The sequence below is a fragment of the Synechococcus sp. A18-25c genome (assembly GCF_014280035.1).
Lineage (GTDB): Bacteria > Cyanobacteriota > Cyanobacteriia > PCC-6307 > Cyanobiaceae > Synechococcus_C.
The window spans coordinates 1,865,688-1,878,596 of sequence record NZ_CP047957.1; the positions used below are offsets into that span (position 1 = coordinate 1,865,688).

Consider the following 12,909-nt stretch of genomic DNA (forward strand, 5'->3'; position numbering starts at 1 on the left):
ATATCAGCGTCACTGACCTTTAGAAATCATCTGCGCAAGGTAGCCGTACTCGCACAATTCGTCCCAGGTGCCATTTTCGGAGATTTCACCGTCTCGGAGCACCAGAATTCGATCGGCATCTTTGATCGTCGCCAGCCGATGCGCAATGCTGATCCTGGTGATTCCAAGGGATTGAACAGTGGCATTGATGCGCTGCTGCGATGCAGGGTCAAGAGCACTGGTGGCCTCATCCATGATCAACACCTGAGGTTGATGGATCAGAGCTCTGGCGATGGCGATGCGCTGCGCCTGTCCTCCCGACACATTACCCGCACCGTCCATCAGAAGAGTCTCAAGTTTCATCGGCATGGCCTCCACCTCATCAGCCACGGAGGCCGCGCGTAATGCCTCCCAGATCGTGTCCTCATCGAGCGCAAGGCCTCCGCAGACAACGTCGTAGATCGAACCACCATTCAGATGTGCCGTCTGCAGCACAACGCCGAGTTGTCGTCTGTAGTGCCGAATCGAAAGCTGAGGCAGTGGAATGCCATCCACCAACACTTCACCTGCTTGGGGATCAACAAATCCCAGGAACATGCGCACCAACGTCGACTTGCCACAACCGCTGGGGCCGGTGATCACCGTGTGTTCACCCGGAGTGATCTCAAAGCTGAGATTGCGCAGAATGGGCCCAGACGCTCCTGGGAAGGTGTAAGTGACATCGCGAAATCGATAGTGCCCTTCCACCTGATGGTGCACTGCGTCAGGTTCATAACCGCGTTCCACCTCTGCATAAAGAACGGGCTCTGCCCGTTTCCACAGAACGCTGGCACGTCCAAACGTGTTGGCCGTGAGGTTGGCCGCCTGGGACAGCGATGCATTGAACCCCGAAAAGGCAGCATTAAACGAAATAAAACTCACCAAAATAGCTTCGAATTCGGCCGAGCTATTGGCGTTGGCCAACAACCGATGGGTCACCACCGTGAACATCATCAGCGAGGCCAGAGGGCTGACCAAGGTTCCGAACATTTCAATCCCGTCGCTGTAGATGTTGCTGCGCAGCTGCAATAGTGCATAACGATTCACTTCCTTCAACCAACGAAGCAGCACGAAGGGCTCGGCCGCGGCACTGCGGATCTGGGAGAGTCCGAACACAGACTGAAGCGAGAAATTAGTAATTTCTGCGCCTGTCTCCAAGAGTGGTTTTTGCAGTTCAATGTCACGAATGGTGAGAACCAGCAGCCCCAGCAGTGAGACCAGGGTGAACAATGCGGCCCAGATCGCCAACTTGCTGTCGTAAACAAGCATCAAAATGAAATAGCCGAGGCTGAAGACAGCTGACAGCAAGGTGGAAAGGACGCCGCTGCCCAGCACCTGACGCAATTGACTAATGGAGTTGGCGCGTGATGCGAGGTCACCAGTGGTGTATTGCGAGACAAATCGCATCGGCAAACGCATCACGCGGTCGAACACAGCGGTTTGCAACCTGAGATCCGTGATGCTCTCGATCCGCAACATCATCATCGTCTGTAGATATTGCGCCGCGGCCACACCAGAGACCACCACAAGCACAATGGCCAACCCCTGCAATAACAGAGCGCTGTCGTTTTCCGGCAAGACACGATTCACCAGAAGATTGGTGAACACCGGGATGCTGAAGTGAAAACCCATCACCGCTGCCGATGCCAGCACCAAGGCCCAGATAGCCCTCCATTCGGTATCGAAAGCAAACGAAATCACGCGGAGAGGTCCGGTGACCTTGGCAGGCAACGACGGATAAATTTCGAAAGCATCACCATCGAGGCGCGCTGATTTCGGAACGGGCCAGCGTTGATCCCGATCAGCGGAATAAAACCAGTTGCGCCCTTGATCACGGAACAGCGCCAGCGCTTCTCCGGAGCTCTGATCGTGAACGATCAACATCGGGAATTCACTGCTCCAAGGCTCGCGCGGTGGATCCACACGGCGATGGTGAATGTCGTTGTGATCGAGCTGAACACTGATGTCGGCATCAGGGATGGCAATCAAAGGCCGCCATGGAGCCTGCAGATGGCGCAGACAGAAGCCAATCAGTCGCAGCTCGTGCTGCGGCAACAGATCCTCGCTGGACTGCAACAGGAGATCGCTCTCCAGAGCATCCACCTGCTGGAGCGCGCGCCGACGGGCCTCGCTCATGGAATCACCTCCATTGACTCGCGACGTTCGGCAGCCACGAGTTTTGAAAATTCACTCAGAGGATCCTCCAGAAGCCGCTCAGGATGACCACGCTCGATCACCTGGCCCTTGGCCAGAACAAGCACCTGGTCACTGGCCAGAGCAGCATCAAGCCTGTGCGCAACGCTCACCACCGTGATCCCCCGCTGCTGAACGGCATCAAGAACCCGTCGCTGACTGAGGTTGTCGAGGGAACTGGTGGCTTCGTCGAGCAACAGGATCGAAGGTCGGCGGATCAAGGCCCGGCAGATTTCCAGGCGCTGCCGTTCGCCACCACTGAGATCACTACCGTTGTCGCGCAACTGCCGCTGAAAGGCATCGGGATGACCAGTCACGGTCTCCAGGAACTGGGCATCAGCCGCGGCTTCTTGCAGATCTTGATCGGTGTACTCGGGGTTCCAAAGCGTGATGTTGTCGGCAATGGAGGCGTTAAACACGAACACCTGTTGAGGCACGTAGGCGATGCTGCCCCGCACGAGCTGATCATCCAACTGTTCCCACGTCTTGCCATCGAACAGAATTTGACCGTCCAACGGGTCCAAGAGCCCGGCAAGCATCCGGATCAAGGTGGTCTTGCCGGATCCACTTCCTCCCACAAGGGCCAGGCGTGACCCCGCAGGAACATCGAGATCCAGTGATGGGAGGAAGGGCGGATCAATCGCATTGAATCCATAGCTCACACCTTTGAGCGTGATCCGACCCTGAAGACGTTGATCGTGATCAAGCGTTGACTCAAGACCTAAACGCGCTGATTGGAAGCTGCGCACATGGGGGTCATCGGCTGTGGACGTGAGATCCACCAGGCGGCCAAGATCACCGATCAGTCGCTGAAGCGTGGAGCTCAACTGCGGCAAGGTGGAAATCGGAGCAATCAACTGTGCCTGCAGGAACTGAAACGACACCAACAGGCCAAGGGACATGCGTCCCTGGATGATCAGCACCCCGCCCAATGTGATCACCAGGGCCGACAGCAACAGGGTGGCGGTACTAGCACTGATGCTTGACCAGGCGAGCTGCGCGCCAAGCAACTGGTTTTGCTCGACGACCGAACCGAAATTGCCCTGCCACTGGCTGAGGAAATCAAACTCAAGTCCAGACGCCTTCAGCGTTTCAATCGTGTTGATACCTTGCAGCGCTCGGCCCTGAGCTTTGCCCTGTTCAATCGCGAGCTTACGGTTGGCGTCGTAACGCTGAGCCGTCAGCCACCAGTTGAGCAGCAGATTGAGGGCGAGAACAACCGCCACCAACATGGTGAGCCAGAACGAGATCAAGCAGCTCACCACCAACAACAACAGCGCAGCCCAGGTGCTCACCAAGAACCGCAGCAACTGCGCCACCACCACCTGGGTGGTTTGCATGCCGAGCAGCATCCGCGACGACAATTCGCCGGCCATGCGCACCTGAAAAAAGGCCCACGGCACCGAGAACAGCTTTTCAAACAGTTCAGCGGTGAGCTTCTTGGAAAGCAGCAGCTCCAGGCGCCTCAGCACCACAAACTGCACTGCCATCAGGATCAGCCACATCAAGCAACTGAAGGCCAACAGCCACACAATGGGAATCCCGAAATAGAGCCGCTCCTCCTGGAGGAAATCCGTAATGAAGGATGCGGTGAGACCCGCCACCAGCAGATTGGGCACGAGGAGGGCCGAGGCCACCACCATCAATCGCAGCAGCTGGTTGCGGTAAGGAAACAGCAGGCCGGGCAGCATCCACAACGGCGAGCGATCTTGACCGCCTCGATGGAAATCCGAACCTGGTGAGAACTCCAGCACCACGCCGGTGAAATGATCGAGAAATTCCTCCATCAGAACGCGCACGCGTCCTTGCGCTGGATCGCTCAGAAACGCGTGCGTTTGGTCGAACCCCTCGACCACAAGGAAATGATTGAAACCCCAGAAGATCACGCAGGGAAACTGACCTTGAAGCATCAGCTGCTCACCGGAGCAGCGATAGGCCTTGGTTTGAAGCCCGTATTGACGGGCGGCTACCAAGACACGCTGGGCATTCGAACCGTCGCGATTGATGCCACAGGCACGACGCAGCTCCGTCAAGGGCACAATGCGGCCGTGATAGCGAAGGATCGTTGCCAAAGAGGCAGCTCCGCATTCGGCGGCCTCGTATTGCAGAACAGTTGTGGCCTTGACCCGTCTTGATGTTGCACTGGCCATCAACGGGCCCCTTGAGTCGCTGAACGGTTCGACGGTGAAGGCTGGCCCAAGATTTCCTCCGACCCATCTCGCGTTTCCGGCGGCACGATCCCGAACCAGCGGCGCAATCGTGGAATCACCAATGCGATGGGGGCGACCTGACGGGTCGTAATCGCCACGGTGAGCTGATCGGCTGTTTTAGGAGCAAAGGGGGGATTCCCTTTGGAATTCCAGACGTAACCAGCACGGTTATCGCGTTGATCGGTGACGGAGCGCTCGAGCTCCACCACGGCCAGTGTGGGACTGGGTTCACGCTTGCGGATCACGGTCGCTAGTTCACTCACACCCAGACGCGCTTCGAGCTCCTGATCGCCGCTGGGTAATTCAGCCAGCTGCACCACACGCCCTTGGATACCGCCCACCTCGGAGCGACGCATCCCCACCGGTGTCACCAACACCGACATCCCCACGGCGACCTGGGCTGATTCACGAGCCGAAAGAAACACAGGCACCCGAGCAGGGTTAGCCAGCGATTCCCGGCTCAGCAGGAGGAGTGAATCACCTTTGGAGACTCCTTCACCATCATTGGGAACAACCTGACGGATGTAGACATCGTGATCAGCAAAAATCAAACCATTGGAGATCATTTGAGCCAATGACCGTCGCAGCTTGATAGATGACTGCTCCAATTGGGCTTGAAGATTGGCAAGCGAATCTTGATTGGAAAAAATCTGGGATTCGAGATTATCGACCTCAGCTTGATTTTGAAGAATGGTGGGTTTACTGACATATCCCTTCGCAGCGAGAGCTTGCATTGAACTAAAAAACGCCTGACGACTCTTCAATTCTTTCTCAAGAATCGTTTGCTTTTCTGCCAGGGTTTTTTGTTGAACTCGAGTGAGAACACCCACAGAGGTGAGGGTGTCGAGCTGTGACTGCAATGCCTCTTGCTCTTGAAGAGATTGCAACCACATCAGCAGCGTTCCTTGTGCATACGACGTCTGGCCAGGCACCACAGCATCGGAGCTCAATCGCTGCCGCGATTGTGAGGATGCATAGGAACGAAGAATGCTGCGAGACAGCTCCATCACTTCGGCATTGGACAGTGATTCCGGCTCACGTTGAAACCGCAAGGCGTCATCAGCCCAGTCATAGCTGGCATCTGCAAACGTCCATCGCGCTCTGCCATCGACGGCAGCACGAACACGATTGATCACACCAACGGGCAAAAGAACGCCCGTGCCAGTGACCTCGATCGGAATTCGTGCCAGCACCGACCAGAGCACACCAACGCATGCCAAAACCACCCCAAAACCAAGGGTGAGACGCAACGGTGGTGACAACACAACGATTGGATTTTGTTTGTCTCCCGACTGATGGCGTTTCCGCAGGGCGCGTGTTTCAAAAATCTGTCTCATCGCAACCGCTGCTCTTGTTCACGCACCAACGCACCACTGTCTCCAGGCCAGGTCGCCGAGAAGCGGTACAACTCGGCGACGGCCTTGTTGTAAGCCAGGGTTGCCTGTGAAAGTTGCTGCGATGACGTTCCCCACTGTTCAATTGTTTGCACGATGGTGGTGATGTCACCAACACCGATGTCAAAGCGTGCACGTGCAGCCTCTTGTGCCGTCAGAGCTGCTTGATACGCCATCCGTGCACTGTCAACAGCCACCTGAGACGCCTCATAGTCGCCGTAACTGGAACGGATTTGCTGAACGGTCTGCAGACGATTTGACTCAGCCACGGATCGCTTCTGCTCAGCTTGAGCGTATTCGGATTGGGCCTGGGCTGCATCAATGCCGCCATCGAACAATGTCCAGTTGAAGCCGATGCCAACAGCACCATTCCATGTTTTCAACCCCGACTGAGCAAACGTGGTGTCACGACCAGGGACCCCATTGATCACACCACTCTCCAGCCGAAGGCTTCCCGTGCCCACCACCTGAAAGACGGGAAGGTATTGATTCATTTGCGCGATCCCACTCCACTGCGCCGACTCCGCAGCAGCAAGGCTGGCGAGGATCTCCTCACGCAGCCGCGTGGCACGGGCAATGGTTTCCGGGAGTGGAACCATCCAGCTGTTGTAAAGCTTGGCCTTCTCCGCGGGCAACACCAAGCTGTCGTCCGGCAACCCGAGCTGGCGGGCCAATTGAGCGGCTTCTGTGATGTACGACTGCGTGAACGAAACCAGCTGATTGAGTTGATTAAACAGCTGGGACTCCGTCTGGGCCAGATCCAAAACGGTGGCCAATTGAATTCCATAACGGGCTCTGATCACCTCCATCTGGCGACGGTTGATGTCGTAAATCTGCTGGAAATCAGTAATGAGCTGACGGGTACTCTGCAGGGTGTAATAAGCAGTCTGGATCTGCAGGATCAGATTTCTGGCGCTGACATCAAACAACAGCTTCTGTTGACGCAGTGCCTCTGAAGCGGCATTGATATTGGGCTGCCGCGTGGGATCGATGAAGCTCCAGGACGCGGTCGCACCCGGCTGCAAAACGGCCGTGGTGGTGAATTGCTTCACCTGGCTTGGTGCGTTCGGAGCACTACCGAGAGTCGAGATCACCTGCTCCTGTTGTGAGTTGTAGAAACGCTGGATGTAGGTATTCGCGTTTAAACCAACGAATGGCGAGCCATTGGAGAGCTCAAGCGTGGGATACCACTGACGTTGCGCGGCGATCAGTTGCCACTCGTAGTCCTGAATCGTGCGAAATGCAGCGACAAGATCAGGGTTATTGCGCAGTCCCAGCTCAATCGCCTCCTCAAGGGAGACCTTCCTTGAGGAGGCATCAACGCGATCCCGCAGTTGCTGAAGCTTGTCGACTAAGGCATCAGCCTTCTGCTCGTTTGCTCGAGGGTCTCGCTGATCCAACGCATGCGGCTCCGCTCTCAGAGGCGTCAAAAAGCCTGTAAGCAAGGCGAGCACCAAAGGAAGCAGAGCCACACGCTTCACCGGCATTGGTCAGCGTGCCCTCACTCGACAACTGCCCGTATCGAACCACAGGTTTTTCAGCTGTCGAGTCTGTGATCACGTGCCATTCACGACGACGCAAACCGTCGATGGGTGGCTTGCGATGCTCAACATCAGCCGATCGCAGCAACCCATTCGAATGAGCAGCCCCTCGCCAGCCCCCCTGATGGTGCTTGGCACCAGCAGCGGTGCCGGCAAATCGTTGATGACAGCTGCCCTGTGTCGCGTGCTCAGGCGGCGCGGTGAACGTCCGCTGCCCTTCAAGGGCCAGAACATGAGCAACAACGCCTGGGTGGACCAAGGCGGTGGCGAAATGGCCTATTCCCAAGCACTCCAGGCCTGGGCCGCTGAGCTGGAACCCGATCATGCAATGAATCCCGTGTTGCTCAAACCGCAGGGCGACTCGACCAGTGAAGTCATTCACCTTGGGGCTTCGGTCGGGCAGTGCCGTGCTGAGCACTACTACCGCGACTGGTTTCGCCCAGGCTGGGTTGCGATTCGCGAGGGTCTGAGAACGCTTCAGGAGGCGCATCCAGGCGGACGCCTGGTGTTGGAGGGAGCTGGTAGTCCGGTGGAGGTGAACCTGCAGGCACGCGACCTGACCAATCTCCGCCTGGCGCAGTACCTCCGAGCCCATTGCCTGCTGGTGGCTGACATCGAACGGGGGGGCGTGTTCGCCCAGATTGTGGGAACGCTGCAGCTTCTGAGGCCAGTGGAACGACCTCTGATCCGCGGGCTTTTGATCAATCGTTTTCGTGGCCGCCGGGAGCTCTTCGACGAAGGCCGCCGCTGGCTGGAAGCCAACACTGGCGTGCCGGTGGTGGGCGTGATGCCATGGCTCGATGAGCTGTTTCCCCCCGAAGATTCGCTTGATCTCCTGGAACGCCGCGGACGCAAACGCGCCGCTGAGCTGGACATCGCCGTGCTCAAGCTGCCATCACTGAGCAACTTTTCCGACCTGGACCCCCTAGAGGCGGAGCCGACGGTTCAACTGCGTTGGGTCTCCCCTGGGGACTCGCTTGGCACCCCCGACGCGGTGGTCATTCCAGGCAGCAAACAGACCTTGCGGGATCTAGCCAGCTTGCGCCGTACCGGCCTCGATGCCGCGTTGGTTGATTTCGCCATGCAGGGAGGAGAGGTGTTCGGTATTTGCGGCGGCATGCAGATGATGGGCGAATCTCTGCAGGATCCGGACGGGCTTGAGGGCGAGCCTCACAGCAACACGCCCAGCGGCCACGAACCAGGATTAGCGCTGCTGCCCATTCGGACCGTGTTCGGCGGAGCCAAAGCGCTGCGACAACGTCAGAGCCCTGCACTTTGGCCACCGCAGATGCCGCCGCTCCGATTGGAGGGATTCGAACTGCACCGGGGACTGACCGACGTCTGTGGTGACTGCACACCACTTTGCGGCGACGAAGAACTCGGGTGGATCAAGCACCACAACGGCCAGGCTGGAGCCGCCGCAGGAACGTACCTACACGGAATCTTCGACAACGGTGCCTGGCGTCGTCGCTGGCTGAACCGGTTGCGACGTCGACGCGATCTGCCCGAACTGAACGAGGATCAACCCCATCACAGCCGACAGCGTGAGGCACTGCTCGATCGTCTCGCCGATGCGTTCGAGCAGCATGTGAATCTGGACCCATTGCTGTAATCCCCCTTGAGCGCCAGGCCCCCAAAGGTGGAGATTCACTGGCCGAATGGCCGTCGCAGCGTCTGCTGCCAAGGAGAGGACTGGCTTCAGGCGGCGCAACAGGCGGGGATGCACATCCCAACCGGGTGCCTTGGTGGCAGCTGCGGTGCCTGCGAGATCGAAGTGAACGGAACCGTGGTGAGGTCCTGCATCAGCACCGTGCCTGCGCCAGCATCAGGCCAGCTGAGGGTGGAGTTGGCCACCGACCCCTACTGGTGATCACCTCCTCCACATCAAAGCCGCGTTCTCTCCTGTGGTGGAGTCTGCGCGCCCTGCTGGCCGGCGCTGCAGGAGGGGCGATGGCCGCCGTGGTGGTGAGCCTGGCCCTCACCGTGCAGCATTGGATCTGGGGTGCTGCTGTGCTGCGAGGTCTCCCCAGTGAGCGTCCGTTGCTCTGGTGCCTGCTTTGGGCGGGCGGGATCGGCCTGATGCTGAGCCTTTTGCAACGGCAACAGCTGGACCGCGGCTTGCCTGAAATGAAAGAGACCCTGGCCCAGTTGCGAGCACCTGAAGGACTGAACACGCACAACGGACTCACCCAACTGCTTGGAGGAGCGCTGGCGCTCGCAGGTGGCGGCACTCTGGGCCCGGAAGCACTGATGACCCGTCTGGTGGCCGTGGGCAGCCACCAGATCTGGAAGGGTGCCGATCGCACTCTGGTGGCAGCCGCGATGGCGGGCTCTCTGGGCCTGTTCCACTCACCCCTGGTGGGAGGAGCCGCCCTGGCCGGAAAGAAATGGCAGCTGATCTGGCGCTGGCTGCCGGGCACAATCGGCGGCGTTGCCGGTTTCGTGGCCTTTCACGGTCTGAATGATTTCGGCGGTGGCATGCGCGGTGTTCCCTACCTCTGGCCCACCGGCCAGGAGCAACGCCTTGGTGCCATGGTCGCTGCCGTGCTGGCTGGCCTGGTGGGCTGGCTTGCGGGCCAGATGATGCGGCGCTGGCGTCAGTGGCTGCGCCAGTTCCACTTGCTAGAGCGGTTCTGGTGGACTCCGATCGCCACCGGCCTGGTCGTGGGACTCTGCCTTTGGGGGCTGCCCTTGGCGGCCTTCTCTGGCGAAAACCAACTGAAACCGCTCGTGCTCGGCGCCTGGACGCTGAGCACGGAAATGCTGGTGCTCTCAGCCATCGGCAAGTTGCTGATGGTGGGGCTGTGCCTCGAGACCGGATGGCGTGGCGGGCAGTTTTTTCCAGTGATCCTGGCCAGCAGCGCCCTGGGCATGGGGCTGCACCAATGGATTCCCTGGATTGGCGGTCTCGACAGTTGGAGCGCAGGGGTGGTCGGGGGCAGCCTCTCGGTTCTGCTGTCCTCTCCTTTGCTGGGACTGGTTCTAGGTCTAACCCTGCTGCAAGGCCACGGTGCCGGAGCGCTGGTCATCGGGCTCTTGGTGGGACAACTGCTGCAGCGCGTCCATTGACCGGATTGATCGCCGGCCTGGTTGCGGCCCTGGCCTGGACCCTGGCCAGCAGCCTCTGGCGCAGTCTGTCCACGTCGTTGAACGCCATTCAACTGAATGGTCTGAAAAATGCTTTAGCCAGCCTGGTGCTGCTCCCGGTGTTGATCACACTGCCTTGGGTGCAGCAGTCCCAGGCACTGTTCTGGCTTCTGATCAGTGGAGGGTTGGGGATCGCCTTGGGAGACAGCCTGTATCTCGCCGCACTGAGGCGTCTTGGCACCCGCCGCACGCTGACGATGGAATCCCTGTCGCCCCTCATTGCAGCGAGCAGCGGTTGGTTGACCCTGGGAGAACAACTTCCGGCAGGAGCTTGGGGTGGCGCTCTGTTGGTCACGGCATCCGTGATGATCGTCGCCCTGCAGCAACCGCCTGAAACCACCGTCCAACGCGACCGCCAGAGCAGAGTTCAACGTCAGGGCGTTCTGATGGCACTGCTAGCGGTGGCCTGCAGCGTGGCCGGTGCCGGCGTCTCGCGCAGCGTGCTGATCAGTGCCGATCTAACCCCGCTGCAGAGTGCCGCCTGTCGGCTGCTGGGGGGGTTGGCATTGCTTTTGCCATGGATGCGCATCCGATGGCGACGCATGACGATGCCTTGGCCACAGCCGCATCCCCGCAAACGGCGTTGGCCGACTGTGCTGATGGCCACCCTGCTGGGCACGGTGCTGGGCATTTTGCTTCAGCAAATTGCGCTGCAGAAGCTGCCTCTGGGGATTGCGACCACCGTGCTGAGTACAGCGCCAGTCATGGCGATTCTGGTCGCCCGCGCCGAGCAAGACCGCCTCGGCTGGAAGGGTCTGATGGCCTCTCTGCTGGCAGTCAGCGGCGTAGCACTGGCCGTGCTGAGTTGACTACGGTCTGCGGGTTTAATGCAACCGAGATGTCCGATCAAGCCACGTACTACGGCGCCAACGGGTGGTTGTTGGAGTTGGGTGATCGACGCATCCTCGTCGACCCATGGTTGACCGGTCCATTGGTGTTTCCACCGGGCGCTTGGCTGCTGAAAGGAGAACTGCCCCAGGATCAACCCGTCCCTGAGGAGCTCGATCTGATCCTGCTCACTCAAGGGCTACCGGACCACAGCCACCCCGAAACCCTGCGGATGCTGGACAAAACAGTGCCCGTTCTGGGCTCCCCTGCTGCAGGGAAGGTCGTGCAGCGATTGGGCTTCGAACGCATCAACACCCTTCGCCCCGGTGAGACCCACTGCATCGGTGATCTCAGCGTGCGCGCCACCGCTGGCGCGGCCGTTCCAATGGTGGAAAACGGATACCTCTTGGATTGGCCCGGAGGCTCGCTCTACCTGGAGCCCCATGGGGTGCTCGATCCTGAACTGCTGTCGCGCAGGGTCGACACCGTGATCACGCCGGTGGTCGACCTTGGTTTGCCGCTCGTTGGATCGTTCATCACGGGTGCCACGGTGATGCCTGAGCTGATCAAGCGATTTCAACCCAAAACCGTGTTGGCTAGCACCACCGGTGGGGATGTGCGCTTTAGTGGTTTGATCAGTCGTCTCCTCGATGGAGGCGATGCGGCACAATCCGCACCCCAGCCAGCGAATGACTCGGGTTTTGTAACCCCCAGGGTGGGGAAACCAATCCCATTGTCCTCCGAACAGCGCTAGAGAGACATCAGAACGTGGAGCCCTGGTGATGGCGCTGGATCAGCTGCTCACGCAACTGGAGGTCTGCACCGACGGCCCAGGATTCACACCACTCAATCATCAACTCAACCAGCTGATCAGCGATGCAGGATTGGGGCATGGCGTGATCCATCTCACTTGCCTGCACACCAGCTGCAGCCTCACGATCAACGAGAACGCCGACCCAAGGGTGCTGAAGGATCTGGCGGCATGGATGGACGCTGTCGTTCCACAGGATGGTTCCGGCCCTACGGATCCGGATGGGCGACGACGACGCTACTTGCATGATGACGAAGGTGATGACGACATGCCGGCTCATATCCGCACGGCTCTCACCACACAAACGATGAGCTTGAGTGTGGTGGAAGGACGACTGCTGCTGGGCACGTGGCAAGCGATTTACTTGTGGGAGCACCGTGCATCCCCCCATCGGCGGCGTCTGTCCTGTCATCTGATCGGTGACCTCGATGGCGACACCACGCCGGCAGAGCCGAGCGCAGTGGCCATGCGAAGCAACACAGCCGCAATGCTGCAACGCCGAAATGCGTCCAAACTCAACGACCTGGTGCAGGCACGCCATGTGCCTGAAGCCTGGGCGGAAGACGGCGGCATCGACACGGATGTCGACCTGCTGATCGACCGCCTGCATGAGATTTCTGATCAGCCGCAGTAATGCTTCAGGCCTGCCTTCTCCCTGATCTGCGCCAGGCGATGACAAGCCTTTCAACGCCACGAAACACCACCCGTATGTACTTGACCGGTCTGCTCAGCAACGTCATGGAGTGGTAGGACTTCGCGGTGTAGGG

At 59.1% G+C, this 12,909-nt stretch carries 10 protein-coding genes; 6 read left to right on the top strand and 4 right to left on the bottom strand.

The window, feature by feature from the left end; genetic code table 11:
- Positions 1-9: 9 nt before the first annotated feature.
- From SynA1825c_RS10300 to SynA1825c_RS10315, 4 genes are all read right to left on the bottom strand, one after another.
- A complete protein-coding gene (locus SynA1825c_RS10300) occupies positions 10-2,154 on the bottom strand; it encodes a peptidase domain-containing ABC transporter (RefSeq protein WP_186469209.1) in 2,145 nt (714 codons plus the stop codon).
- Positions 2,151-4,361 carry an ATP-binding cassette domain-containing protein gene (locus SynA1825c_RS10305; protein WP_186469210.1) on the bottom strand — a complete coding sequence of 737 codons (2,211 nt, stop codon included), beginning with the start codon at positions 4,359-4,361 and terminating at the stop codon, positions 2,151-2,153. The genes SynA1825c_RS10300 and SynA1825c_RS10305 overlap by 4 nt, the downstream gene beginning before the upstream one ends.
- Complete coding sequence (locus tag SynA1825c_RS10310) at positions 4,361-5,671, bottom strand: hypothetical protein (RefSeq protein WP_222929997.1); 1,311 nt, start codon at positions 5,669-5,671, stop codon at positions 4,361-4,363. Before SynA1825c_RS10310 ends, SynA1825c_RS10305 begins: the two co-directional genes overlap by 1 nt.
- A gap of 83 nt (positions 5,672-5,754) precedes the next feature.
- Positions 5,755-7,302: a TolC family protein gene (locus tag SynA1825c_RS10315; protein WP_186469212.1), complete on the bottom strand. Its 1,548-nt coding sequence runs from the start codon at positions 7,300-7,302 to the stop codon at positions 5,755-5,757.
- A gap of 151 nt (positions 7,303-7,453) precedes the next feature.
- On the opposite strand from SynA1825c_RS10315, the gene SynA1825c_RS10320 reads away from it, so the two are divergent.
- The 6 genes from SynA1825c_RS10320 to SynA1825c_RS10345 are packed head-to-tail and all read left to right on the top strand — an operon-like array spanning position 7,454 to position 12,776.
- On the top strand, positions 7,454-8,968 hold the full coding sequence (locus SynA1825c_RS10320) for a cobyric acid synthase (protein WP_255478362.1): 1,515 nt from the start codon (positions 7,454-7,456) through the stop codon (positions 8,966-8,968).
- A 6-nt stretch (positions 8,969-8,974) separates the two neighbouring features.
- Entirely contained in the window at positions 8,975-9,226 is a 252-nt protein-coding gene (locus tag SynA1825c_RS10325; RefSeq protein ID WP_255476929.1) for a 2Fe-2S iron-sulfur cluster binding domain-containing protein, read from the top strand.
- On the top strand, positions 9,223-10,425 hold the full coding sequence (locus tag SynA1825c_RS10330) for a chloride channel protein (RefSeq protein ID WP_255478363.1): 1,203 nt from the start codon (positions 9,223-9,225) through the stop codon (positions 10,423-10,425). Before SynA1825c_RS10325 ends, SynA1825c_RS10330 begins: the two co-directional genes overlap by 4 nt.
- Entirely contained in the window at positions 10,422-11,312 is an 891-nt protein-coding gene (locus SynA1825c_RS10335; RefSeq protein ID WP_186469213.1) for a DMT family transporter, read from the top strand. Before SynA1825c_RS10330 ends, SynA1825c_RS10335 begins: the two co-directional genes overlap by 4 nt.
- A 29-nt stretch (positions 11,313-11,341) precedes the next feature.
- On the top strand, positions 11,342-12,085 hold the full coding sequence (locus tag SynA1825c_RS10340; protein WP_186469214.1) for an MBL fold metallo-hydrolase: 744 nt from the start codon (positions 11,342-11,344) through the stop codon (positions 12,083-12,085).
- Between the two features lie 28 nt (positions 12,086-12,113).
- Entirely contained in the window at positions 12,114-12,776 is a 663-nt protein-coding gene (locus SynA1825c_RS10345; protein ID WP_186469215.1) for a secondary thiamine-phosphate synthase enzyme YjbQ, read from the top strand.
- Positions 12,777-12,909 lie beyond the last annotated feature (133 nt).